We start from the raw sequence: 25,027 nt of genomic DNA on the forward strand, positions 1-25,027 counted from the left end.
CGTGGGAGCCGACGAGCGTGACCGGCGCGGTGCGGCCGACCGCCTCGCCGCCTCGATCGCGCAGCTCGCCGACGGCATCGTGGCCGGGCCGCGGTCCGCCACGCCGACGGCGGTCTGGGTCCGGGTCGGCGACCAGCTCGACGAGGCGGTGCCCGCCGCCTCCGGACGGCCGGACGAGCGGGCGATCGCGACGGCCGCGCACGCGCTCGGCCGGATCGACGAGGCGCTCGCGCTGCTCGCCGACCGCCACCACGCAACGGTCGTCGGGGCGATGTCGGCGGGTCCTGGCATCATCGCCGTGTGAGCAAGCAGGACGGACGCAACCGACTGGTGTCCGACGCGCCCGTCGACGACGTGACGGCGAGCGTGCTGCACGTCGACATGGACGCCTTCTTCGCCTCGGTGGAGCTGCTCGACCGGCCGGACCTCCGCGGCCTGCCGGTGATCGTCGGGCACGACTCCGACCGTTCGGTCGTCACGGCTGCCACGTACGAGGCCCGCAAGTACGGCGTCAACTCCGCGATGCCGATGGCCGTCGCCAAGCGCCGGTGCCCCGCGGCGATCATCGTCGAGCCGCACTTCGAGAAGTACCGCGCGAAGTCCGACGCCGTGATGGCCGTCTTCGACCGCTTCACGCCCCGCGTCGAGAAGCTCGGCATCGACGAGGCCTTCCTCGACGTCGCCGGGGCGATCCGGCTGTACGGCACCCCGTGGGAGATCGGTCGGGCGATCCGTGCGGCGGTGTACGCCGAGACGGGCCTGCACTGCTCCGTCGGCGCCGCGTCGACCAAGTTCGTGGCGAAGCTCGCGTCGAGTCGGTCGAAGCCGGACGGCCTGCTCGTCGTGCCGGCTGCCGACACCGTGTCGTTCCTGCACCCGCAGCCCGTGTCGGCACTGTGGGGGGTCGGCGGCAAGACGCAGGAGACCCTCGAACGACGCGGCATCCGCACCGTGGGGGACCTCGCGACCACGCCGCTGGGCTCGCTCGTCTCCGCGCTCGGTCCGGCCGGCGGTCAGCGCCTGCACGACCTCGCGTGGGGCCGCGATCCGCGCGTGGTCGAGAGCGGCGTCGGCGAGAAGTCGATCGGGCACGAGGTCACCTTCGGCCACGACCTCACCGAGCGCGACGACGTCGCCCGGGAACTCCTGCGCCTCGCCGACAAGGTGGCCGTGCGACTCCGACGGGCCGACGTCCAGGCGCGGACGGTGGCGCTCAAGGTCCGCTACACCGACTTCACCACGCTGACCCGGTCCCGCACCCTCGCGGAACCGACCGACGTCGCCAAGCGCCTGCACCGCGAAGCCGTCGAGCTGTACGACGTGCTGCACCGGCCGGGCAACCGGATCCGGCTCATCGGGGTCCGTGGCGAGAACCTCGTGCCGGCGGCGGCGAGCAACGCGCTCTGGGACGACGACGCGCCGTGGCGCGAGACCGAGACGACGATCGACGCGGTCGCCGCACGCTTCGGCGCCGGCGTGCTCCGACCGGCATCCCTGGTGCGCGGCACGCCCGAGGGGCACGTCCCGCACGCTCGGCAGGACGAAGGGTGACGGTAGAATCTCGTGCAGTGAGCGCAGCCGAGTACACCGATCAGCCAGGGGCGGGGGACCAGCCCGCGGCCCTGTGGGACGACGGCACCGCAGCGCCTGAGCACGCGGTCGTCGCCCACGACGAGGCCGTCGCCGCTGCCGAGGCGGCGGGCAACTCGGCCGTGCAGAACCTGTCGCCGGCCTTCCCGGACCGTGCCGCGTGGGGCACCGCTTCGAAGCTCCGCGCCTGGCAGGTCGAAGCGCTCACGAAGTACTTCGAGACCGAGCCGCGGGACTTCCTCACGGCCGCGACGCCCGGCGCCGGCAAGACCACGTTCGCGCTCCGGCTCGCGACCGAGCTCCTCGCCCGCGGCACCGTCGACCGCATCGTCGTCGTGGCCCCGACGGAGCACCTCAAGCGGCAGTGGGCGGACTCGGCGGACCGCGTCGGCATCCGGATCGATCCGATGTTCAAGAACGGCGACGGCATGTTCGGCCGGCACTACCAGGGCGTGGCGATCACGTACGCCCAGGTCGGCATGAACCCCGAGGTCCACCAGAAGATCACCGCCGGCGGCAAGACGCTCGTGATCCTCGACGAGGTCCACCACGGCGGCGACGCCCTGACCTGGGGCGACGGCATCAGAGAGGCGTTCTCGAAGGCCACCCGTCGCCTGTCCCTCTCCGGCACGCCGTTCCGCTCGGACACCGCGCCGATCCCGTTCGTGCAGTACGCCCCCGACGAGCAGGGCATCCGCACCTCGATCTCCGACTACAACTACGGCTACGGGCGCGCCCTCAAGGACGGCGTCGTCCGCCCGGTGCTCTTCATGGCGTACGCCGGGCAGATGCGCTGGAAGACCCGCATGGGCGACGAGATGTCGGCGTCGCTCGGCGAGCAGGTCACGAAGGACATCACCGCCCAGGCCTGGCGCACGGCGCTCTCACCCGAGGGCGAGTGGATGCCGGCCGTCCTCTCCGCCGCCGACAAGCGCCTGACCGAGGTCCGCCGTGGTGTGCCGGACGCCGGCGGCCTCGTCATCGCCACGGACACCACCACGGCCCGCGCGTACGCCCGCATCCTGCAGCAGATCACGGGGGAGCGGCCGACGGTCGTCCTCTCCGACGAAGCAGCGGGGTCGAGCCGGATCAGTGCCTTCGCCGAGGACACGTCCCGGTGGATGGTCGCCGTCCGCATGGTGTCCGAGGGCGTGGACGTGCCGCGGTTGTGCGTCGGCGTGTACGCCACGAGCGCGAGCACCCCGCTCTTCTTCGCCCAGGTCATCGGCCGCTTCGTCCGGGCCCGTCGCCGCGGTGAGACGGCGAGCGTGTTCCTGCCGAGCGTGCCCGGACTGATGGCGCTGGCGGCCTCCCTCGAGCTCGAGCGCGACCACGCCCTCGACCGCCCGAAGGACGCCGACGACGGGATGTACAACCCCGAGGACGCGATGGTCGCCGAGGCCAACAAGGAGGACCGCGCGTCTGAGAGCCTGCTCGAGGTCCAGCCGTTCGAGGCGCTCGACTCGCAGGCGTCCTTCGACCGTGTCCTCTACGACGGCGGCGAGTTCGGCAGCGGCGGCGAGGTGGGCTCGCTCGAGGAACTCGACTTCATCGGCATCCCGGGGCTGCTCGAACCGGACCAGGTGCGCGACCTGCTCCGTGCACGCCAGGCGACGCAGGCGAAGCGAGCGAAGGGCCGTACCCCGAAGGACGGTATGCCCAAGGCGGCCGCCCCGGCGCCCGAGGACCGCCCGATGTACCAGACGATCAAGGAACAGCGGTCCGAGCTGCACCGGCTCGTCTCGATCTGGTCCCGACACGCGAACGAACCGCACGGGGCCATCCACGCCGAACTCCGCCGCATCAGCGGTGGCCCGGCCGTGGCGCAGGCGAGCATCGAGCAGATCCAGAAGCGCATCGACGTGCTGCGCTCCCGCATCGGCGGCCGCCGGTGAGCACCGCGTGATCGAGGCCGTCGACGACCGCACCTGGTACGTCAAGCGCGACGCGGAGTCCTCACCCGAGGCGATCATCGACCGCTTCGGCGGGGGCTACCGGCTCCGTCGGTTCTCGCTCACCGAGTCCCGCCGGACGCCCCACGGGGTGTACACGGGCGTCGAACTCGCCGAGACCGCGTGGTGGCGGCTCCGCGACAGGCCGCGGACCTCATGACATCGCAAGCCGAAGTCGGGTAGACCGGGGGAATGGCAGACTCCATCCCTCACGTCCTCGTCCTCGGCGGCGGCTCCGCTGGCTACACCACCGTCAAGCAGCTCCAGAAGCACGCAGCGACCGTGCCGATGCGCATCACGCTGGTGGACCAGAACACGTACTACACGTACCTGCCGTTCCTGCCCGAGGTTGCCGGTGGCCACATCGCCCCGAAGGACGTGACCTTCGAGCTGCGCCGTGCGCTCCGCAAGACCCGGGTCATCCAGGGCAAGGTCACCGGGATCTCCTCGGCCGACAAGACCGTCTCGATCGCCACGGCCGGCGGTGACGACCGCACGCTCGGTTACGACCAGCTCGTCGTCGCGCTCGGCTCCGTCACGCGCACGTTCCCGACGCCCGGGCTCGAGGAGTACGGCGTCGGCTTCAAGAGCGTCGAAGAGGCCGCCTACGTGCGCGCGAAGCTCCTCGACAACATCGCCAAGGCCGCTGCCACCCGCGACGAGGACGAGCGCCGCAAGCTGCTCACGAGCATCTTCGTCGGCGGCGGGTACACCGGCGTCGAGGCGATCGGCGAACTGTTCGACGTCTCGCAGGCCGCCATCAAGACCTACCCGTCGCTCGCCGGCGAGCACCCCCGCTGGGTCCTCATCGACGCGCTCGACCGCGTCGCGCCCGAGGTCGGTCCGGAGCTGTCCAAGTGGACCCTCGAATCGCTGCGTGCCCGCGGCATCGACGTCCGCCTGAAGACGACCATGCCGAGCTGCGAGGGCGGCGTCGTGAAGCTCTCCGACGGCGACGAGTTCGCCACCGGCCTGCTCGTCTGGACGGCCGGCGTGAAGCCGAACCCGCTCCTCGACGCGTCCGACCTGCCGCGCGGCCCGAAGGGTCACCTCGCCGCGAACGCGAAGCTGCAGGTCGAGAGCGAGGACACCCACGAGGTCGTCCCCGGCGTCTGGGGCCTCGGCGACGTCGCGCAGGTGCCCGACCTGACGGCCGAGAAGCAGCCGGCGTACTACCCGCCGAACGCGCAGAACGCCGTCCGCCAGGCCGTCGTGGCCGCGGACAACGTGGTCGCGACGATCACGGGCAAGCCGCTCGAGGAGTACCGCCACCCGTCCATCGGCACCGTCGCGTCGTACGGTGTCGCGAAGGGTGCGGCGAACATCAAGGGCATCAAGATGACGAACCTCCTCGCGTGGCTCGCGCACCGCGCCTACCACGTGTACGCGATGCCGACGCTGAACCGCAAGGCGCGCATCGTGATCGGGTGGGTCACCGGGGCCGTGTCGGGTCGCGACGCGACGTCCCTCATCAAGGAGACCGACCCGCGCCGCACGTTCGTCGAGGCGTCGAAGTCCTAGACGCGCGTTCCTGACGGACGGGAGGCGCGGTGCCGGCTGGCACCGCGCCTCCCGTCCGTCATCCGGTCGCGCCGACGCGCGTGGTGCGGCAGACTGACTCCCTCGGTGCCGCCGCACGGAGGTCCTGGAAGACACCGCACGTGACCACCACCATCTCCTGCCCCCGCTGCCGAGCCGTTCGCCGCCCCACCGGGGTGCACCGGTGCCCCGGACCGGACGACCCCGCCCGAGCGCTGGGCGTGGGCAGCAGCGTCGCCGTGGTCCTGGACGTGCTCGCCGGTGTCGGCCGACCGTTCCTCGTCGGCGGGGTGGTCCGCGACGCGCTGTTCCGTGCGTCCGGGCGGGCGGTCCCCGTCGCCGACGACCACGACGTCGACGTCGAGGTGCACGGCACGGACACCGCGTCGGTCGTCGACGCCCTGCGCGATGCGGGAGCCGTCGTCGTCACCACGGGCGCGCGCTTCGAGGTCCTCAAGGTCGTGGTCGACGGCGTGCCCGTCGACGTCGCGGTGGTGCCGGGGAACGCCGACGACGACGGGCTCGCCGCGGCCGCCGTCCGTCGCGACTTCACGGTCAACGCGGTCGCGTGGGACCCGGCGACGAACGAGTACGTCGACGCGGTCGGTGGGATCGACGACGCCGCCCGGGGTGTGCTCCGACACACCTCGGACCGGTTCGGGGACGATCCGCTGCGGGTGCTGCGCGCCGTGCAGCTGGTGGCGCGCTTCGACCTCGTGCTCGACCCCTCAACGGTGGACGTCGCCCGGTCGCTGGTGGACGCGTTCCCGTCCGTGGCCGCGGAGCGGGTCTGGCCGGAGATCCGGAAGACGGCGCGGGGCGACCACCAGTCGCGGGCGCTCCAGGTGCTGCACGACACCGGGTGGGAGCAGCACCTCCCGGAGCTCGCCGCGGTGCGCGACGTGCCGCAGGAACCACGGTGGCACCCCGAGGGGCCCGTGCACGTGCACCTGGGGCTCGCGGCGGACGCTGCTGCCGCTGCCTGCACGGCCGACGGCGTCACCGGTGAGGACCGCACCGTCGTGGTGCTCGGCGCGCTCCTGCACGACCTCGGCAAGGCGGGCGACGGGACGCAGCGGGAGCGTGACGACGACGGCACGGTCCGGGTCCGCAGCCTCGGGCACGAGGTCTCGGGCGCGCATGCGGCGCGGGACCTGCTGCGGCGGATCGGCGCGCCGCGCACCCTCACCGAGCGCATCGCCACGATCGTGCGAGAGCACATGGTGGTGCACTCCACCGACGGTGCAGCGCCGTCGGTGCCGGCAGCGCGCCGACTGCTCCGTCGCCTGGGCGGGTCGATGGCGACCGCCGAGTGCTGGGCCCGGGTGTGCGAGGCGGACTCGCAGGGGCGCGGCTCGGCGTCGGGGCCGTCACCGGCGTGGGCGTGGCTCGCGGTCATGCGTGCCGACGAGGCCGCGGGACCCCGGGTGCGCCTCGTGACCGGGCGGGACCTCGTCGCGGCGGGGCTCGCGCCGGGCCCGCGGTTCCGGGAGGTCCTGGACGCCGCGGCCGAGGCGCAGGACGAGGGGCGCTTCGAGGACGCGGCGGGCGCCCAGCGCTGGTTGCGGGAGCGGCTCCTCAGTCCGCCACGGTGATCGTCACCGTGGCGGACTCGGTGGACGTGCCCGCATCGTCGCGGTAGCGCACCGTGATGGTGTGCCGACCCGGCGGCAGCCCGGCGTCCCCGCGCCGGATGTGCCCGCTGAACCGGCCCTCGGCTCCGGTCGACACCGTGCCGACGAGCGCGCCGTCGACGGCGACCTCGACGTCGGTGTCCGCCCAGCCGGTGATCGTGACCGGCAGCGGGCCGCCCGTCGCGGTGCTCCCGTCGGCGGGGTCGGCGATGGTCGGGACGAACGCGAAGGGGGCGCTGCTCGTCGCCGCGGAGGTGTTCCCGGCGGCGTCCCGTGCGGTGGCGCGGATCCCGGTGGCGGTCGGGGCGAGGCCGTCCACCGCGACGCGCCAGTGACCGTCGGCACCGGTGGTGGTCGACGCGGTCGCCGTGCTGCTCGTGCCGCCCGTGCTGTTCGTGGCGCCTGTGCCGCTCGTGCCACTCGTGCCGCTCGTGCCGTGGAGGACGGTGACGTCGATCGTGCTGCCGGCCTCGGCGGTGCCGGAGAACACCGGCGGGGTGGTGTCGGTGGGCGTCCAGGTCGTCGCGATCGTCGGCGCCGCCGGAGCCGTGGTGTCCACGGTGACCGTGACGACCACGGGGACCGAGGTGGCGTGGTCCGGCGTCGTCGCGGTGATGCCGACCCGTTCGACCCCGTCCCCGGAGAACCGCAGCGTGGTCCTCCACGTGCCGTCGGACCCGGCGGTGGTCGCGGCGGTCAGGATGCCGGAGCGGACCTCGAGGCGGCTGCCGGGCGTCGCCGTCCCGGTGAGCTCGACGGTCCGGCTGGCGACGAGCATCGTGTCCTCGGCCGGGACCGGGGCAGCGGAGCGCGGCAGCTGCGGGTCGACGCCGCCGGTGGTCGAGGATCCACCGGTTCCCGATGACGTGGGGTTCGCGCTCGGTTCGTCGGTGCGGAGGTCGGGTGTCGAGGACGCCCCGGCGGAGGAGTCCCCGAGGACCGTGTCGACGACGGGGGTCGGAGCGGTCGGGACCGTCGTCCGTGCGCCGGAGTCGTCGCGACCGGGCGACGGCAGGGGACTCGGTTCGGCGACGTCGGCCGGGGCGGTGCGGTCGGCCGGTGCGGGGTGCTCACCGGACGGCGCCGGGACGCCCGCGGGACCTGGTGCGCGCGCGCCGGCGGTGGACGTGCCGGTCGGGTGGTCGTCCGACCACGTCCCGGCGACCGCGACGACGGTCGTGACGACGACGAGCGCTGCGACCACGCCGACCAGCCCGGTGACCGGCAGGGGCGCTCGGCGAGCGGCACCCGTCGCCGGGGCCGAGCGAGCGGGGGACACGGCCGCCGCAGCGGGGGCGTCTGCGTGCAGCGCCGCGTGACCGATGCCCAGACCGACCACCGGCGGGAGCAGTGCCGCCGCGATCCGTCCGGCGAGTCGGCGCGTGTCCTCGAGCACCGGCGGGCAGTGCACGCAGTCGCGGATGTGCGCCTCGAGCTGACGACGGTCGCGCGCGGTGAGCGTGCCCGCTTCGTAGGCGCCGAACGCGGCCAGTCGCCGACGGCACTCGTCGGGCAGGCCGTCCGTCGCGAGGTGTTCCTGGACCCAGGCCGCGCGGAGCGCCCGCCGTGCTCGGAACGCCAGGGACGAGACGGCGCCGGGCTGGAGGTCGACCAACGGGGCGACGTGTCGAGGTCGCAGTCCCTCGACCTCGGTGTACCAGAGCACGCTCTGCCAGCGTTCGGGCAGGGTGCTGAACGCTCGCCCCAGGGCCGTGCGGTCGGCGGCGCGGGCCATCTCCGTCGCCGCGTCGGCGCCGGAGTCCTCGAAGGCGTCGAAGTCGACGTCGGCGTCCGTGTGGCGGGCGCGTCGGCGGAACTCGGTGTTGGCGACGTTGCGGATGACCGTGTACAGGTACGGGCGGAAGAGTTCGTCCGGACCGGCCCCGCGTTCGATCGCACCGATGACGTTCGTGAAGGCCTCGGAGGCGACGTCCTCGGCGTCCGAGGAGCCCACGAGTCCGATCGCGTGCCGGACGGCGGCGCGGTGGTGCCGGCTCCACAGCGCTGCCACCGCCGACCGGTCGCCGTCACGCGTCGACCGGATCAGTGCAGCGTCACTGCCTGGCTCAGGGGCACCGCGCACGTCGTTCGTCTCCTCGTCCTGGGTTCACCGGCTGGGCGGTGCAGTCCATCTGAACACACCGCTCTCGGATGCGAGGAGTCCGGGTCGGACGTTTCATCACGCGACCCCGGTGGATCCGACCGACGAGGACGGTGTCACGCCCGTGTCGCGGTGATCACGAGGTTCTGCGTCGACGGTGAGCCGTCCGGGTGTTCGAGGCAGGTGATGAGGAGCAACCGGTCGGGGACGTCGCCCCACACGCCGGCGTCGTCGGCGATGCGGTCCTTGTCCACCAGGGTCGAGCCGGTCACCGTGTACGCCACGCCCGCGACCGTCACCGCGGCACCGGTCGCGACCCGACTCCGACCCCGATCGACGTCCGTCAGGAAGTTCCCCGGGGCGGTGCCGCCGCCCCGCAGGGAGTGCATCACCACGACCACGGTGCCGGACGCGGCGTGCTCGGGGGTGACCCCGACGTCGCGGACCAGGTACGCCGACCGGAACCCCGGCGGCGTGATCCTGCCGCGCACGGCGTCGAGTGCACCGAGCGGGACGTCGAGGTGCACCGACGGGACGCTGAGGCGTCCGGACCCACTGGACGTCGCTCGGGCTCCGGGAGCGCTCGCGACGGGTGCCTCGAGCCGGACGGGGTCGCCGTGCATGTCGCGCGCGGTGCCGGGTGCCGTCGAGTTCGTCGCGGTGACCACGCCGCCGACCCCGAGGCCGAGCATCGTGACCGCGCTCACGGCGGCGAGGACGAGCGGGAGTGAGGACGGTCGTCGACCGGATCGGACGTGCACGGTGTCTCCTCGAGGGGTCGGTCGTGGTCGGGGCAGGTCGCGCGCTGGATGTGCGGACCGGTGGGCGCTTCGGGTGCTGCCCACCGGCCCGCGCGCCGGGTCGTCGTTCGGGCGACGGACCCGGCTGGACTCCGCCCGACGCAGGGTCGTCGAGCGGAGCGGTCGGGGGCCGCGGCACGGGTGCCGCGGCGACGGGTCACGGTCGCGTTCGTGCGCGCGTTCGTGCGCGCGTGCGGGCTGCCCACACGCCGAGGACGAGCAACAGGGTCAGGCCGCCGCTGCCGAGGAGCGCGACGGACCACCAGGGGGCCGTGCTGTCGGACGTCGTCCCTCCGGTGTCGACCGCCGCGCCCATCGCCGTGGGCACCGGCGACTCGGTTTCCTCGTCTGCGGTCGACGCACCCGGCGTCACGGTCGGCCGGACGGTCGGCTCGGCGGTCGGGGCCGGTTCGACCGTCGCCGGAGCGGTCGGCGTCGGGGTCGGGGTCGGGGTCGGCTCGACCGTCGCCGGAGCCGTCGGCGTCGGCGTGCTCGTCGGTGCCGTCCCGGACCCCGAGGCACCACCATCCTGGTGCACGACCGTGCCGCTGACCGAGGAGTCGTCGTCGCCGTCGATGCTGATCGTGGCGGTGTTCGTGTAGGTGCCCGCCAAGCCGCCGTCGGTGACCCGGGTGGCGAAGTGGACGTCGTAGAAGTACCCCTGGCGCGCGGTGAACGTGACGCTCCCGGCCGAGCTGGCGTAGTCCTCTCGCGGCGCCGGTGCCCATCCGGTGAGCCCCTCTCGCCCGTCGTCCCAGGTGGTCGTCCGGTTCGTCTGCCAGAGCGTGGCGAAGGGGTACCCGCGGAAGCTGGTGAGGAGCTCCTGGTCGGGCCCGGGGGTGTCGGTGACCGTGATGCGCTGGCCGTCCGGCATGCCGTCGGCGCCGGAACCGATCGCCACGGTCCACTCGACCACACCCGCGGCGGCGTCGTAGCTGCCCCACTTGCCGCTCGTCCGGCCGGTGAAGGTGCAGTCGACGGTGCACGTCCCGGGTCCGGTGCCGGGCTGTGCGGGTTCGACCGTGGTCGTCACGGCGGTGCCACCGACCTGGTAGGTCGTCGGTGTGGCGGACTCGGTGGTGGTCTCGACGGTGACCCAGAACGAGAACGATCCGTGCAGGTCGTTCGGGTGGGCGGCGACGTAGGCGCTGTCGACGGCGCAGTCGAGCTGGGTCGAGGACACGGTGCACCGTCCCATCGCGGAGCCGTCCGGTGCGAGCAGGGGGAACCCGTCGGAGCGGCCCTGGAGCTCGGGCGGCAGGTCCACCACGAAGCCGGCCGGGGTGGTGGGGGAGTCCGGCAGGGACCACGTGCCGGAGAGTTCGGCGGCGCTGCCGGACGTGACGGTCTGGGACGTGAAGCGGAGACCGTCGATCGTCGCGTTCGTGGTGTACTCGGCGGCGGCGGACGCGGGGACCGCAGCGCTGATGCCGCCGGCGATGGCGGCCACGGCGGCGATCCCGGCCGCGAGGAGGACGGATCCGCGTCGGTCGCGGGATCGGACAGGGTGGTGGTGCATTCGGGCTCTCGGGTTCCTGCGGCAGCCAGGCCCGCGGCACCGAGCGGGGACGTGGCCGTCGACTCGGGTCATCGGGTTGCGGTGCCGAAGGTGAGAGTCCTCCAGCCCCGTTTCGTCACGCGCCGCCGCGAACCGGCACCTACCTGCCGGACGCACCCCGTACCCGCCGTGAGCGCAGCGAACCGGCGCGTTCGAGGCGGTGACGCCCCGAGCGAAGCGACGGCGGCACTCGCCGGGAAGGCACGAACAGGAAATGCCCCCGGGCCGAAAGGCCAGGGGGCATCCCATTTCCTGTGTCCGAGGGGGGACTTGAACCCCCACGCCCTAATACGGGCACTAGCACCTCAAGCTAGCGCGTCTACCATTTCCGCCACCCGGACAGGTGTTTCTTCACTTGTCGGCCGTCGTTCCGGGCTGTTTCCCCGGCGTTCCTGCCGAGAGAAGACACTAGCACGGGTCTGAACGCCCGATGAACACGGCGGCGCATCCCGGGCGCGTCCTGCTGTGACGTCCGACGCCGGGGCCGTCGGCGCGGACCGGTAGCGTTGGGCCATGACGAACCCGGAGGCCACGCTGACCGACCTCGAGGCCACCGCGGCGATCGCCCGTGACCTCATCCGCATCGACACGACGAACTGGGGCGAGGGGAAGTCCCGCGGCGAGACCGAGGCGGCGCACTACGTCGAGGCGAAGCTCCGTGCGCTCGGGCTCGAGCCGCAGCTGTTCGAGTCCGAACCCGATCGGGTGAGCGTCGTGGCGCGGGTGCCCGGACGCAACCGCGACAAGTCCGCCCTGGTCGTGCACGGCCACCTGGACGTGGTGCCGGCGGACCCGGCGAACTGGTCGGTGGACCCGTTCGGCGGCGAGGTCCGGGACGGCATGCTCTGGGGTCGCGGCGCGGTCGACATGAAGAACATGGACGCGATGATGCTCACGTCGCTGTCGGACGTCATCGAGCAGCAGGGAGCGCCGGAGCGCGACCTCGTGATCGCGTACTTCGCCGACGAGGAGGCCGGGGGAGTCCTCGGATCGCACCACGTCGTCGAGAACCACCCCGAGGTGTTCCAGGGTGCGAGCGCGGCGATCAGCGAGGTCGGCGGCTACTCGATCACCCTCGGCGACCGTCGTGCGTACCTGCTGCAGACGGGCGAGAAGGCGCTGATGTGGATCAAGCTCGTCGCGACGGGCACCGCGGCGCACGGGTCGCACGTCATCCACGACAACGCGGTGACGAAGGTCGCGGCGGCGGTGGCCCGGATCGGCAGCGAGGAGTGGCCGGTGCGGCTGTCGGCGACGACCGACGCGATGGTGGCCGAGGTCGCACGGTTCCTCGGGGTGGACCCGACGGTGACCGGCCCGGACGACGTGGCACTGGCCACGGGGTCGGCGTCGCGGTTCATCCACGCGGCCCTGCACACGACGACGAACCCGACGGTGCTCACCGCCGGGTACAAGCACAACGTGATCCCCGACCACGCCGAGGCACTGGTGGACATCCGGTGCCTCCCCGGCGACGAGGAGACGGTGCTGGCGCGTGTCCGGGAGCTCGCGGGCGACGACGTCGAGGTCGTGATGTCCTTCCGCGACATCGGGCTCGAGCAGGACTTCGGCGGCCCCCTGGTCGACGCCGTGCGCGACGTCCTCGGCCGCCACGACCCGGGTGCTCCGGTGCTGCCGTACCTGCTCTCGGGCGGGACGGACAACAAGGCGCTGTCGACGCTGGGGATCGCGGGCTACGGGTTCGTGCCGCTGCAGCTGCCGGCGGGTGTGGACTTCCCGGCGATGTTCCACGGCGTGGACGAACGCGTGCCGCTCGACTCGCTGGCGTTCGGGCGGCGGGTCCTCGGAGACCTCCTCGCCACGTACTGATATTGTGCATGGTCGCCGGTCCGGCGGTGTCCTGAACCGACTCTCCCCGAAAGGCCCGAGCCGTGCACATCCTCGAGGCGATCTTCCTCGGCTTCGTCCAGGGGCTCACCGAGTTCCTCCCGGTGTCGTCCAGCGCCCACCTCCGCATCGTCGGGCTGTTCCTGCCGGACGCGCAGGACCCGGGTGCAGCGTTCACCGCGGTGACGCAGCTCGGCACCGAGACCGCCGTGCTGATCTACTTCTGGCGCGACATCACCCGGATCGTCGGTCGGTGGTTCCGGTCGCTGTCCGGGAAGACCGTGCCCCGGAACGACCCGGACGCCCGACTCGGGTGGCTCGTGATCCTCGGGACCATCCCGATCGGCATCGCCGGCCTGCTGCTGAAGGACTCGATCGAGACGACGTTCCGGTCGCTGTGGATCGTCGCGATCGTCCTCATCGTGTTCGGCATCGTGCTCGGCGTGCTCGACATCGTCGGCAAGAAGGTCCGGCGCATCGAGCACATGACGTTCGGCGGCGGGATCCTGATCGGCCTCGCCCAGATGCTCGCCCTCGTCCCCGGCGTCTCGCGTTCCGGCGCGACCGTGTCGATGGGGCTCGCGCTCGGCTACACCCGCCCGGCGGCCGCCCGGTTCGCGTTCCTGCTCGCCGTGCCCGCCGTGTTCCTCTCCGGCCTGTACGAGGCCGCCACGAGCCTCGGTGACACCGGCGCACCGTTCGGCGTGGTCGACACGCTCATCGCCACGGTGGTCGCGTTCGTCGTCGGCTTCGTCGTGATCGCGGCGTTCATGAACTACATCAGCAAGCGCAGCTTCATGCCGTTCGTCGTCTACCGCATCGCACTCGGTATCGTTCTCATCGTGTTGTTGTCGCTCGGAGTGATCCAGCCGTGAGGGCCTGGCAGGTCCCGTCCGTCCCCGATGTCCCGGGCGCCGCGCCCCGCCCGGTCGTGCACGACACGGCGACCGGCAAGCCCGTCGACCCGACCGGTGGCGAGGAACGTGCGGCGCTCTACGTGTGCGGCATCACCCCGTACGACGCCACCCACCTCGGCCACGCCGCGACCTACCTCTCGTTCGACACGCTCGGTCGTGTCTGGCGGGACGCCGGGTTCGAGGTCGAGTACGCGCAGAACACCACGGACGTCGACGACCCGCTCCTCGAACGGGCAGCGCGGGACGGCGTCGACTGGCGCGAGCTCGCGGCCTCGCAGATCGACCTGTTCCGGCGCGACATGGAGGCGCTGCGGGTCCTGCCGCCGGACGACTTCGTGGCGGTGACGGACGAGGTCGAACGCATCGCCGAGGCCGTGGCATTCCTGCAGGAGACCGGCTACGCCTACGCGGTGCCGACGCCGGAGTCCGCGGGCGACGACCTCTACTTCGACGTGAACCGCCCGACCGAGGCCTGGTCGCTCGGGGACGAGAGCGGCCTCGACCGCGAGACCATGCTCGCGCTGTCGGCCGAGCGCGGCGGCGACCCCGACCGTGCGGGCAAGCGCGACCCGCTCGACCCGCTGCTCTGGCGCGCCGCACGAGCGGGCGAGCCGAGCTGGGACTCCGCAGTCGGCCCCGGGCGCCCCGGGTGGCACATCGAGTGCAGCGTCATCGCAGGCGACCGGCTCGGCCTGCCGATCAGCGTCCAGGGCGGCGGCAGCGACCTCGTCTTCCCGCACCACGAGATGAGCGCCGGGCACGCCGCAGCGCTCGCGCACCAGCCGCTCGCGCAGGCGTTCGTGCACACCGGGATGATCGCCTACCAGGGCGAGAAGATCTCGAAGTCGCTCGGCAACCTCGTCACGGTCCGTGGGCTGCTCGACGACGGCGCCGACCCGCGTGCGATCCGCCTCGCGCTGCTGTCGCACAAGTACTCCGACGACTGGGAGTGGTTCGACACCGAGCTCACCAGCGCCACCACACGCCTGGCCACGTGGGACGCCTGGGCCTCCGGGAGCGACGCGGGACACGCCGACGACGCGGCCGAGGTCATCGCCCGGGTCCGCGCCCGTGTCGCGGACGACCTCGACACGCCGGGCGCCGTCGCCGCGGTCGACACGGCGATCGCGGGCGGGACGGCGGTCACGCCGGACCTCGTGGACCTGGTCGACGCCCTGCTCGGCATCCGCCTCGGCTGACCCGGTCGGCCGCCCCCGTTCGTCGAGCGGGCAGGACATGCCGCTCAGGTTCGCCGCGAGGGCGGAATCGCCCGACTCCAGGTGCCGAGCGTGACCGAAAGTGCCCGCTCGCGCGGACGGGACGCGACCGTGTGACGGACGGGAGGAGGGCCCCACCAGCCGGTACCGGCGCACCGCGCCAGCGGGGTGACGGCCGTGCCTGGAGGGACGGTGCCAGCTGGCACCGCGCCTCCCGTCCGTCCGTGTGGTCGCGTCTACTGCGACGGTGGCGGCGGGCGGAACCCCTCGCCCCCGGCGGTCCCGCCGTCCTTGCCGTCCTTGCGCTCGCGGCGGCGGAGGTACTGCTCGAACTCCTGCGCGATGGCGTCGCCCGACGCCTCGGGGGAGTCGACCGTGTCCCGCGCCTGCTCGAGCTGGCCGATGTAGGACGCCATGTCCTCGTCGTCGGCGGCGAGGGCGTCGATGCCCTCCTCCCACTCGGTGGCGTCGTCGAGCAGCGATCCCCGCGGGACCGTGACGTCGGTGAGCTCCTCGATCTTGTCGAGCAGCGAGAGCGTCGCCTTGGGGGACGGCGAGTTGTGCACGTAGTGCGGCACCGAGGCCCAGAGCGACAGCGTGGTGAGGCCGGCGCTGTCCATCGCGTCGGCGAGCACCCCGAGGATCCCGGTCGGGCCCTCGTACGAGGAGCGGTCGACGTCGAACGCGGCACGCACGCCCGCGTTCTCGCTCGACACGAACACCGAGATGGGTCGGGTGTGCGGGACGTCGGCGAGCATCGCGCCGACGAAGACGACGGCGTCGATCGAGTAGACGTCCGCGAGGTCGATGATCTCCGCGCAGAAGCCGCGCCAGGTCCGCGAGGGTTCCGGGCCGACGAGCACGTAGACGTCGCGTTCGGACGGGGAGCCGGTGGCACCGATCACGGGTCGGCCCTCGGCACCGGGACCGTGCAGGACGATCCGCGGCCACTGGATGCCCCGGCCGCCGTTCTCGTCCGTGCCGACGTTCGGGCGGTTGAACTGGTAGTCGACGTACCGCTCACCGTCGAGTTCGCGCAGCTCGTCGAGCTCGAGCGACTCGACGATGCGCCTGGCGAGACCGCTCGCCGCTTCTCCGGCGTCGTTCCAGCCCTCGAAGGCGACGACGAGCAGTCGACCGTCGCTGAAGGGGGAGTGCTGTGGCACGGACGGGACCTCCTGGTGGTGGAGCGGGGCGCGGGCGGCTCGCAGGTCGCGCGCGACCGGACATTCGCAGCAACAAGGATAGGGCCGCTCGACCGGAGTGCGTCCACGCGTCCGCGGTGAGCGGAACGCGGGCGGACCGCCCCGGTAGACTCGTCGCCCGTGACCGCGCAACCCTCCGCCCTCGTCCCGCCCGCAGCCGTGCTGTGGGACATGGACGGCACGATCATCGACACCGAGCCGATCTGGCAGCAGTCCCAGGTCGAGCTCACCGACCGCTACGGCGTCGTCTGGACCCACGAGGACGGTCTCGCCCTGGTGGGCAGCGGCCTCGAGCGCTCGGGGGAGATCCTCCGCGACAAGGGCGTCGACATGGAGGTCGAGGAGATCATCCAGTGGATGACCGAGTACGTGATGGTGCGCCTGCGCGACGGTGAACTGCCGTGGCGTCCCGGTGCCCGCGAGCTCATCGAGGGCCTGCACGACCGCGGCATCCCGACCGCCCTCGTCACGATGTCCCGTCGGAAGATGGCGCTCGTCGCCGCCGATGCGCTCGGCGCGCGCGGGTTCCGGGTCGTCGTCGCGGGTGACGACGTCGAGCGGCCGAAGCCCTTCCCCGACGCCTACCTGTCCGCCGCCGCGCAGCTCGGCGTCGACCCGACCGCGTGCGTCGCGATCGAGGACTCGGCGACCGGCGTGGCCTCGGCCGTGGCCTCCGGCGCGGTCACGGTGGCCGTCGAGCACATCGTCCCGCTGTCGGACATCACGGGCGGCGACGTCCACCTCACCACCCTCGCGGACGTCGACGTCGACCGGCTCGTCGAGCTGACCGGCCCGGCCCTCGCCGCCCGCACCCAGGAGGTCGCACGATGACCGACGCGCTCCCGAACCCCACCGAGTCGCTGCCGCACACCGCGGGCGGCGCACCGCACACCCCGCCGCGCGGACCCTTCCGCGCCGGTGACCGCGTGCAGCTGACCGGTCCGAAGGGCAAGCTGACGACCCTGTCGCTCGAGGTCGCGGGGGAGTACCACACGCACCGCGGCGTCCTGCGGCACGACGACGTCATCGGGCAGCCGGACGGGTCGGTGATCCGGGCGAGCACCGGTGACGAGTACCTCGCGCTGCGTCCGCTCCTCAACGACTACGTGATGTCGATGCCGCGCGGTGCCGCCATCGTGTACCCGAAGGACGCCGCCCAGATCGTGGCCTTCGCCGACGTCTTCCCGGGCGCCCGCGTGGTCGAGGCCGGTGTCGGTTCCGGCGCGCTCTCGCTGTTCCTCCTGCGGGCGATCGGACCGACCGGACAGCTGCAGTCGTTCGAGCGCCGCGAGGAGTTCGCCGCGATCGCCCGTGGCAACGTCGGCACCTTCCTCGGCGCCGTCCCGGACAACTGGTCGGTCACTGTCGGCGACCTCGTCGAGGAGCTGCCCGGCGCCGCCGAACCGCAGAGCGTCGACCGGGTCGTGCTCGACATGCTCGCGCCGTGGGAGTGCGTCGACGCCGCAGCGGACGCCCTCGTCCCCGGTGGTCTCATCGTCTGCTACGTCGCGACCGTCACGCAGCTGTCCCGCACGGCCGAGGCGCTCCGCGACACCGGGCGCTTCACGGACCCGCAGTCCAGCGAGACCCTCGTCCGCACCTGGCACGTCGAGGGCCTCGCCGTCCGCCCGGACCACCGCATGGTCGGTCACACCGGGTTCCTCGTCACGGCACGCCGGCTGGCCGACGGTGTCGTGCTGCCGAACCTGAAGCGTCGCGCAGGCAAGGCGGAGTTCTCCGACGAGGACGTCGAGGCCTGGACGCCCGGCGCCGTCGGCGAGCGGTCGGCCAGCGACAAGAAGCTCCGCAAGGTCGCGCGACAGGCGGCGGCACAGGCCCGCAAGGTCGCCGCAGCCGAGGCCGGGCCCGCCGCGTCCGACGCGGACGGCGCTGCTGAGGACGACCGGTAGGCTACGCGACGTGCCCGTCCTGCATCGAACGGAAAGAGGGTCCGTGCGCACCATCCCCGCACTCCTGGTCACCATCGGCCTCGCCGCAGCACTCACCGGGTGCGCGGCGAGCGGGGCCGGTTCCACGCCGTCGAGCTGCGCCGCTCCCGGTGCCGCGTCCGAGGCGGTCACCGCCACGGGTGCGTTCGGCAAGGAGCCGAAGGTCAACATCCCGAGCGGCCTCACCACGAAGGGCACCCAGGTCTCGGTCCTCCGCCAGGGCGAGGGTCGCGAGATCGAGGACGGCACGCCCGTCGTGATCGAGTACACCCTCGTCGACGGTGCGACCGGCGAGGTCGCACAGACGAGCGGGTACTCCGGCCAGACCGCCCCGATCACCGCGGGCGCCGACAACTACGGGGCGCTCGGCGCCTCCCTCGAGTGCGCGCACGTCGGCGACCGCCTCGCCGTCGCACTGCCGAAGAGCGCCCTGAGCTCCTCGACCACCGGCGACACGGGGACCTCGTCGACCAAGACCGAGGACGCCGTCATCGCCGTCATCGACGTCAAGAAGGCCTTCGACGCGCGTGCGACCGGCACGCCGCAGCTCGCCGGGGACGGGATGCCCGCCGTCGTCCTCGCGCCGTCGGGTGCGCCCGGCATCACGATCCCCTCGTGGTCCGCGCCGAAGTCGGACGAGACGCACCTGCTCCGCAAGGGGCACGGCGCCGAGCTCACCGACAAGGACACCGCCGTCATCAAGTACACCGCCGTGTCGTGGCCCGCTGACGGCACCGACGCCTCGGTGGCCGGCTCCAGCTGGACCGACGGCTCGGGCGCGCAGACCGTGCCGCTCGCCAAGGGCCAGGTGCAGGAAGGCGTCCGGAACGCCATCGTCGGGCACCGTGTCGGCGACCAGGTGCTCACGATCGTGCACCAGCAGGGCGCGGCGTACGCGTACGTGATCGACGTCCTCGGGAAGATCTCCGCCTGACCCTCCCGGACCGTCCACGGACCGCGGCGCGGGTGCACTCCGGTGCACCCGCGCTGCCGTAGGATCGGCTCGTGCCAGCGACCCGTGTGCCCCGTGTGCCTGCCGAGGAACGGCTGTTCAGCCTGGTGCTCGCGCTGCTCTCGACGGAGTCCGGGCTGACGAAGTCCGAGATCCTGGCCAACGTGCAGGGCTACCGGCAGCGGTTCACGACGGGCGGCGACAACGCCTCGCTGGAGCGCCAGTTCGAGCGCGACAAGGACGACGTCCGCGAGCTGGGCATCCCGCTCGAGACCATCGAGACCCCGGGTGCCGCCGGCAACAACCAGACGCTCCGCTACCGGATCCCGAAGGGCGAGTACGACCTGCCCGTCGACGTCCGCTTCACGCCGGACGAGTCCGCGCTCCTGTCCCTCGCCGCGATGGCCTGGCGCGAGGGGGCGCTCTCCGCCGACTCCCGTCGCGGCCTGCTCAAGGTGCGGTCCGCCGGATCCGAGGACGACGGCGCCGGGGCCCTCGGCGTCGACGCGTACGCCCCGCGTCTCCGCGCCCGTGACGTCGCCTTCGAGCCGCTGCGCTCGGCGCTCGACCGGTCCGCCGCGGTCCGCTTCGACTACATCACGCCGGGGCAGCACGAGCCGCGTCGGCGTGCGGTGGCCCCGGTCGCCCTCGTCCAGCACGGCGGCCGCTGGATGCTCGCCGCGCACGAGTTCGCGACGGACAGCGAGAAGAACTACCTGCTCTCCCGGATCGTCGGGCCCGTCGCCCAGTACGAGGTCGGGCAGCACCCGGCCCCGGCCGGCGCGGGCGAACGCGCACTGGCGGAGCTCGAGCGCATCTGGGCGGCACGCACCGCCCGGATCCGGGTCGCACCGGGGTCGGACGCCGAACGTCGGCTCGCCCGCCGGCGGGACACCGAGACCGATGACGACGGCGTCCTCGTCCTGCACCACGTCGACCCCCAGATCCTCGCCGAGGAGCTCGCCGCCTTCGGGCCCGAGGTTCGCGTGCTCGAGCCGGACGACCTGCGCGACCGGGTGACCGAGCGCCTGCGCGCCCTCGTCGCTGACCACGCCGACGCACCGGCACCCGCCGACCATGCCGACGCACCGGCACCCGCCGACCACGCCGAGCCCGCCGCCGACCAGGACGGGAGCCCCCGTGGCTGAGCAGCAACCACTCCAGGCGCAGGACAAGCTCGCGTTCCTGCTCGCCCTCGTGCCGTACCTGATCGACCGCGAACGCGTCTCGGTCGCCGAGGCCGCTCGGCACTTCGGCGTCCCCGAGACCCGGATCCGCCGTGCCGTCGAGCTCATCGCGGTGTCCGGCGTCCCCGGCGAGACGATGCAGTACCAGCACGGCGACCTGTTCGACATCGCGTGGGACGACTTCGACCAGAACGACATGATCGTGCTGACGAACCTCGTCGCGATCGACGACTCCCCGCGGCTCTCGGCGCGCGAGGCGTCGGCCCTCATCGCCGGGTTGCAGTACCTGTCCGCCCTGCCCGAGGCCGCCGACCGCGACGCGATCCGCGCGCTCATGGCGAAGCTGTCCCGCGGTGCCGGTGGCGCGGCCGCGAACGTCGCCGTCGGGCAGGACCTGCACGACGTCGCCCTCGCGGTCATCCGCAAGGCGATGGCCGACGGTCGCGGGCTCGCGTTCGAGTACGCCGGTCCGCGCACGCAGGGGAGCACCCGCCGCGTCGACGCGCTGCGCGTGGAGTCGATCGACACCGACTGGTACCTGCGGGCGTGGGACCTCGATCGCCAGGCCCTCCGGACGTTCCGGCTCGACCGGATGTCCGGCGTGCGGGTCGACGACCGCCCGGCGGAGAAGTCGATCGACGACGTGGTGATCCCGGACACGCTGTTCCAGCAGGCGGCCGAGGACGTGATCGTCACCGTCGAGCTCGACTCCTCGTCGCTGCCGCTCGTGGCCGACTTCCTCGCCGACACGGCCGACGCGCCCGACACCGACGGCCGGGTGCGCATCCGTCTGGCGGCGTCGAACGGCTTCGACGGTGTGGTGCGGCTCGTCGCGGGGCTTCCCGGTCGCGCGGTCGTGCTCGACCCGCCGGCCGCACGGGCCGCGGTGCGCGACTTCGCCGCGGCGGCCCTCGCCGCCGACTGAGCCGCGCGCGACCGCCGAACCGGCGCTGCGTGTCGCGCACGTCGAACCACGAAACCGACGTCGAACCGGCACCGCGACGTGGTTCGACGTCGGTTCCGTGGTTCGAACCGAGCGCCGCCGACTGAGCTGCGCGCGACCGCCGGACCGGACACGCGTCGGCCCCGCCGCCGACGTGCCGACCGACGGACGGGAGGCGCGGTGCGGGCCCGCCCCGCGCCTCCAGGCCCGTGACCCTCCTGTGCGAACGCACGTCGCGGCCGACTGTCGGTCCCGACCCCGTAGGATCGACCCATGGCTTCGACGACCGCGCGCGGGCGAGCGAGGCGGACCGGGCGTCCGACGAAGGACGCCGAAGGCCGCATGTCGCTCGGGCAGCACCTCATCGAGCTGCGCAACCGCCTGTTCCGCGCAGTGATCGCGATCGTCGTCGCCGCGGTCGGTGGGTGGTTCCTCACCCCGTTCGTGCTCGACGCGCTCCGGTCGCCGGTCTCCCAGCTCGCCAAGGTCGGCGGGCACACGGCCGAACTGAACTTCCCGATGATCACGGGCGCGTTCGACCTGAAGCTGCAGATCGCCATCACGATCGGCATCGTCATCGCGAGCCCGGTGTGGCTCTACCAGATCTGGGCGTTCATCGTCCCGGCGCTGGTGCGACGTGAGAAGCAGTACGTGTGGGGCTTCCTCGGCACCGCGATCCCGCTGTTCTTCGCCGGCTGCTGGTTCGGGTGGTACATCCTGCCGCACGTGGTCGGCATCCTCGGCAGCTTCGTGTCGAGCCAGGACACCTCGATCGTCGACGCCAAGGCCTACTACGACTTCGTCATCAAGCTCATCGTCGCCGTCGGCATCGCGTTCGTCCTGCCGGTGTTCCTCGTGCTGCTCAACTTCGTCGGCGTGCTGTCCGCGTCCTCGATCATCAAGTCCTGGCGCGTGGCGATCCTCTGCATCCTGGTCTTCTGCGCCATCGTGACGCCCAGCGCCGACGTCATCTCGATGTTCCTGCTCGCCGTGCCGATGATCGTGCTGTACGTCGCCGCGTGCGCGGTGGCCTGGCTCCACGACCGCCGGGTGGCGAAGCGCCAGGCGAAGCTCGACGAAGAGTACGGCCTGTGAGCACGACGGAGCCGAGCGCTGCCGAACGGTTCCGGGCGGCGAAGGTCCGGAACCGGTCCCGCAACCTCGAACTCTTCCGCGCCGACCTGCGGTTCGACCTCGACCCGTTCCAGTTCGCCGCGTGCGACGCGCTCGACCAGGGGCGCAGCGTCCTCGTGGCCGCGCCGACCGGGGCCGGCAAGACGATCGTGGCCGAGTTCGCGATCTGGTTGGCGATGCGGCAGCCGACGGCGAAGGTGTTCTACACGACGCCGATGAAGGCCCTGAGCAACCAGAAGTACGCCGAGCTCGTCGACGTCTACGGCGAGTCCGAGGTCGGGCTGCTGACCGGCGACACGAACGTGAACCCGCGGGCCCGTGTCGTCGTGATGACGACCGAGGTCCTGCGGAACATGATCTACGCGGACTCGGACCTGCTCGACGACCTCGCGTGGGTCGTCCTCGACGAGGTCCACTACCTCGCCGACCGGTTCCGCGGTGCCGTCTGGGAAGAGGTGATCCTGCACCTCCCGACCGAGGTCCGGCTCGTCTCCCTCAGCGCCACGGTCTCCAACGCGGAAGAGTTCGGCGACTGGCTGCAGACCGTCCGCGGCGACACCGACGTCATCGTCTCCGAGGACCGCCCCGTGCCGCTCGAGCAGCACGTGCTCGTCGGCTCGAAGATGGTCGACCTGTTCGACTCCAGCGGTGCCGCGGCGACGAACCGCGTCAACCCGGAGCTGCTCCGGCTCGTCGGCGGTGCCTCGCGCAGCGAACGGCACGGCGGCGGACACCGCGGCGGCCGGGGGCGCGGGGGCTACCACGACCGTCGTGGTCCGCGCACCGAGAAGCTGCACCGCGAGCGCATCGCCCACATGCTCGACGAGCGGATGCTCCTGCCCGCGATCTTCTTCGTGTTCAGCCGGAACGGGTGCGACCAGGGCGTCCGGAACGTCCTCCGGTCGGGGTTGTCGCTGACGACGGCGCAGGAACGCAACGAGATCCGCGAGACGGCGGAGTACCACTGCCGCACCCTCCTCGACGAGGACCTCGCCGTGCTCGGCTACTGGGAGTGGCTCGAGGGCCTCGAGCGCGGCGTCGCGGCGCACCACGCGGGGCTCCTGCCGGCCTTCAAGGAGGTGGTGGAGGACCTCTTCCAGCGCAAGCTCCTCAAGGTCGTGTTCGCGACGGAGACCCTGGCGCTCGGCGTGAACATGCCGGCCCGCACGGTCGTCCTCGAGAAGCTGGAGAAGTTCAACGGCGAGGCCCGCGTCCCGATCACGCCGGGGGAGTACACGCAGCTCACCGGTCGCGCCGGGCGTCGTGGCATCGACGTCGAGGGGCACTCGGTCATCCAGTGGTCCGACGGCCTCGATCCCCAGGGCGTCGCGTCGCTCGCGAGCCGCCGCACCTACCCGCTGAACTCGTCGTTCAAGCCGACCTACAACATGGCCGTGAACCTCATCGACCAGTTCGGTCGGCAGCGCACGCGCGAGGTCCTCGAGACGTCGTTCGCGCAGTTCCAGGCCGACCGTTCGGTCGTCGACCTCGCGCGGAAGGTCCGGTCGCAGCAGGAGTCCCTCGACGGCTACCAGCAGGCGATGCAGTGCCACCTCGGCGACTTCACCGAGTACGCGGCCCTGCGCCGTGAACTCTCCGACCTCGAGCGGACGAACGTCCCCGGCGGGCGCGAGGCCTCGCACGGCGCCCGGGCCGAACGGCAGGCCGCCATCACGGACGTCCGACGGCGCATGCAGCGGCACCCCTGCCACGCCTGCCCCGACCGAGAGGCCCATGCGCGCTGGTCCGAGCGCTGGTACAAGCTCAAGCGCGCCAACGACAAGCTCCTGCAGCAGATCCGTTCCCGCACGGGTGCGGTCGCGACCACGTTCGACCGGGTCACGAACGTGCTCCTGCAGCTCGGCTACCTGGTCGACACCGGCAACGGCGAGGCCACGGTCGCCGCCGGCGGGCGTCGGCTGCAGCGGATCTACGGTGAGCGCGACCTGCTCGTCGCCGAGTGCCTCGAGGCGGGCGTCTGGAAGGACCTCACCCCGGCGCAGCTCGCCGCGATGGCCGCCACGATCGTCTACCAGCCCCGCCGAGAAGACGCGCCCGGCACCGAGCACGCCCTGCCCCGCGGGGCGTTCCGTCCGGCACTCGACGAGACCCTCACGATCTGGTCCCGACTCGACGACATCGAGCGTGACGCCCGACTCGCCGGGTCGCAGCCGCCGACCCCGGCCGCCGCGGTCGGCATGTTCCGCTGGGCGTCCGGCTCCGCGCTCGACGACGTGCTGCGCACGCTCGACCTGCCGGCCGGTGACTTCGTGCGCTGGTCGAAGCAGGTCATCGACCTGCTCGACCAGATCCGGAACGCCGGCGACGACGACCTCGCCCAGACCGCACGGCGGGCGACGGACGCGGTGCGCCGCGGCATCGTCGCCTACGCGGCGGTCTGACAGGAGGCACGGTGCCGGTTCCCGAGTCCGACGTGCGCCCGCAGGGCGCCGTCTCCACCGCGCCCATCGCCTCGGCTGCGCGCGCGTCCGGGGCCGCCG

Annotated in this window: 20 protein-coding genes and 1 tRNA gene; 16 read left to right on the forward strand and 5 right to left on the reverse strand. The window is 72.6% G+C overall.

The features are described 5' to 3' along the window. The 6 genes from HWD93_RS15230 to HWD93_RS15255 all read left to right on the forward strand — a co-directional run. On the forward strand, positions 1-304 hold a 304-nt coding region (locus HWD93_RS15230), incomplete at its 5' end, for a hypothetical protein (RefSeq protein WP_261647262.1). After that, the gene (dinB, locus tag HWD93_RS15235; protein WP_070419020.1) at positions 301-1,551 is read left to right on the forward strand and encodes a DNA polymerase IV; all 1,251 of its coding nucleotides are present in this window, start codon (positions 301-303) and stop codon (positions 1,549-1,551) included. The genes HWD93_RS15230 and dinB, both read left to right, overlap by 4 nt. Before the next feature lie 17 nt (positions 1,552-1,568). Beyond that, positions 1,569-3,485 carry a DEAD/DEAH box helicase gene (locus tag HWD93_RS15240; RefSeq protein WP_374115176.1) on the forward strand — a complete coding sequence of 639 codons (1,917 nt, stop codon included), beginning with the start codon at positions 1,569-1,571 and terminating at the stop codon, positions 3,483-3,485. A gap of 7 nt (positions 3,486-3,492) precedes the next feature. Next, the gene (locus tag HWD93_RS15245) at positions 3,493-3,702 is read left to right on the forward strand and encodes a hypothetical protein (RefSeq protein ID WP_070419019.1); all 210 of its coding nucleotides are present in this window, start codon (positions 3,493-3,495) and stop codon (positions 3,700-3,702) included. Between the two features lie 32 nt (positions 3,703-3,734). Then, positions 3,735-5,063 (forward strand): NAD(P)/FAD-dependent oxidoreductase, encoded by a 1,329-nt coding sequence (locus tag HWD93_RS15250; protein WP_070419018.1) that lies wholly within the window; start codon positions 3,735-3,737, stop codon positions 5,061-5,063. Positions 5,064-5,203: 140 nt separating this feature from the next. Continuing rightward, positions 5,204-6,676, forward strand: coding sequence for an HD domain-containing protein (locus tag HWD93_RS15255; RefSeq protein WP_261647263.1), 1,473 nt, complete (start codon positions 5,204-5,206; stop codon positions 6,674-6,676). Here the strand turns inward: HWD93_RS15255 and HWD93_RS15260 are convergent. From HWD93_RS15260 to HWD93_RS15275, 4 genes are all read right to left on the reverse strand, one after another. Continuing rightward, positions 6,660-8,726 carry a sigma-70 family RNA polymerase sigma factor gene (locus HWD93_RS15260; protein ID WP_261647264.1) on the reverse strand — a complete coding sequence of 689 codons (2,067 nt, stop codon included), beginning with the start codon at positions 8,724-8,726 and terminating at the stop codon, positions 6,660-6,662. The two genes, HWD93_RS15255 and HWD93_RS15260, sit on opposite strands and share 17 nt — an antisense overlap. A 206-nt stretch (positions 8,727-8,932) precedes the next feature. After that, positions 8,933-9,577 carry a class F sortase gene (locus HWD93_RS15265; RefSeq protein WP_261647265.1) on the reverse strand — a complete coding sequence of 215 codons (645 nt, stop codon included), beginning with the start codon at positions 9,575-9,577 and terminating at the stop codon, positions 8,933-8,935. 196 nt (positions 9,578-9,773) lie between these two features. Then, positions 9,774-11,066 (reverse strand): collagen binding domain-containing protein, encoded by a 1,293-nt coding sequence (locus tag HWD93_RS15270; protein WP_261647266.1) that lies wholly within the window; start codon positions 11,064-11,066, stop codon positions 9,774-9,776. Positions 11,067-11,429: 363 nt separating this feature from the next. After that, positions 11,430-11,515: transfer RNA gene (locus HWD93_RS15275), tRNA-Leu, on the reverse strand. Positions 11,516-11,687: 172 nt separating this feature from the next. On the opposite strand from HWD93_RS15275, the gene HWD93_RS15280 reads away from it, so the two are divergent. The 3 genes from HWD93_RS15280 (at position 11,688) to mshC (ending at position 15,138) form a co-directional block, all read left to right on the forward strand. Further along, positions 11,688-13,004 carry a M20/M25/M40 family metallo-hydrolase gene (locus tag HWD93_RS15280; RefSeq protein WP_071301557.1) on the forward strand — a complete coding sequence of 439 codons (1,317 nt, stop codon included), beginning with the start codon at positions 11,688-11,690 and terminating at the stop codon, positions 13,002-13,004. A 62-nt stretch (positions 13,005-13,066) separates the two neighbouring features. Beyond that, complete coding sequence (locus HWD93_RS15285; protein ID WP_071301558.1) at positions 13,067-13,897, forward strand: undecaprenyl-diphosphate phosphatase; 831 nt, start codon at positions 13,067-13,069, stop codon at positions 13,895-13,897. Further along, positions 13,894-15,138 (forward strand): cysteine--1-D-myo-inosityl 2-amino-2-deoxy-alpha-D-glucopyranoside ligase, encoded by a 1,245-nt coding sequence (mshC, locus tag HWD93_RS15290; RefSeq protein ID WP_071301559.1) that lies wholly within the window; start codon positions 13,894-13,896, stop codon positions 15,136-15,138. Before HWD93_RS15285 ends, mshC begins: the two co-directional genes overlap by 4 nt. A 254-nt stretch (positions 15,139-15,392) precedes the next feature. Here the strand turns inward: mshC and HWD93_RS15295 are convergent, their stop codons facing one another. Continuing rightward, positions 15,393-16,322, reverse strand: a complete 930-nt coding sequence (locus HWD93_RS15295) for a proteasome assembly chaperone family protein (RefSeq protein WP_070419012.1) — start codon at positions 16,320-16,322, stop codon at positions 15,393-15,395. 159 nt (positions 16,323-16,481) lie between these two features. Here HWD93_RS15295 and HWD93_RS15300 point away from each other — a divergent pair, with 159 nt between their 5' ends. The 7 genes from HWD93_RS15300 (at position 16,482) to HWD93_RS15330 (ending at position 24,928) form a co-directional block, all read left to right on the forward strand. Further along, on the forward strand, positions 16,482-17,192 hold the full coding sequence (locus tag HWD93_RS15300; protein ID WP_229085973.1) for an HAD family phosphatase: 711 nt from the start codon (positions 16,482-16,484) through the stop codon (positions 17,190-17,192). Further along, positions 17,189-18,271 carry a tRNA (adenine-N1)-methyltransferase gene (locus HWD93_RS15305; RefSeq protein WP_229085971.1) on the forward strand — a complete coding sequence of 361 codons (1,083 nt, stop codon included), beginning with the start codon at positions 17,189-17,191 and terminating at the stop codon, positions 18,269-18,271. The genes HWD93_RS15300 and HWD93_RS15305 overlap by 4 nt, the downstream gene beginning before the upstream one ends. A 43-nt stretch (positions 18,272-18,314) precedes the next feature. Then, positions 18,315-19,244 carry a hypothetical protein gene (locus tag HWD93_RS15310; protein ID WP_071296404.1) on the forward strand — a complete coding sequence of 310 codons (930 nt, stop codon included), beginning with the start codon at positions 18,315-18,317 and terminating at the stop codon, positions 19,242-19,244. Between the two features lie 71 nt (positions 19,245-19,315). Next, entirely contained in the window at positions 19,316-20,410 is a 1,095-nt protein-coding gene (locus HWD93_RS15315; RefSeq protein ID WP_258027665.1) for a YafY family protein, read from the forward strand. After that, entirely contained in the window at positions 20,403-21,374 is a 972-nt protein-coding gene (locus HWD93_RS15320; RefSeq protein WP_071301561.1) for a YafY family protein, read from the forward strand. The genes HWD93_RS15315 and HWD93_RS15320 overlap by 8 nt, the downstream gene beginning before the upstream one ends. Positions 21,375-21,734: 360 nt before the next feature. Next, positions 21,735-22,487: a twin-arginine translocase subunit TatC gene (gene tatC / locus HWD93_RS15325; RefSeq protein WP_070419009.1), complete on the forward strand. Its 753-nt coding sequence runs from the start codon at positions 21,735-21,737 to the stop codon at positions 22,485-22,487. After that, positions 22,484-24,928, forward strand: a complete 2,445-nt coding sequence (locus tag HWD93_RS15330; protein WP_071294706.1) for an RNA helicase — start codon at positions 22,484-22,486, stop codon at positions 24,926-24,928. Before tatC ends, HWD93_RS15330 begins: the two co-directional genes overlap by 4 nt. Positions 24,929-25,027: the final 99 nt, after the last annotated feature.

The sequence above is a fragment of the Curtobacterium sp. C2H10 genome (assembly GCF_025407985.1).
Lineage (GTDB): Bacteria > Actinomycetota > Actinomycetes > Actinomycetales > Microbacteriaceae > Curtobacterium.

Coding starts and splice junctions, on each gene's coding strand:
- HWD93_RS15250 (WP_070419018.1), top strand. CDS start 3,735: ATGGCAGACTCCATCCCTCACGTCCTCGTCCTCGGCGGCGGCTCCGCT.
- HWD93_RS15280 (WP_071301557.1), top strand. CDS start 11,688: ATGACGAACCCGGAGGCCACGCTGACCGACCTCGAGGCCACCGCGGCG.
- HWD93_RS15305 (WP_229085971.1), top strand. CDS start 17,189: ATGACCGACGCGCTCCCGAACCCCACCGAGTCGCTGCCGCACACCGCG.
- tatC (WP_070419009.1), top strand. CDS start 21,735: ATGTCGCTCGGGCAGCACCTCATCGAGCTGCGCAACCGCCTGTTCCGC.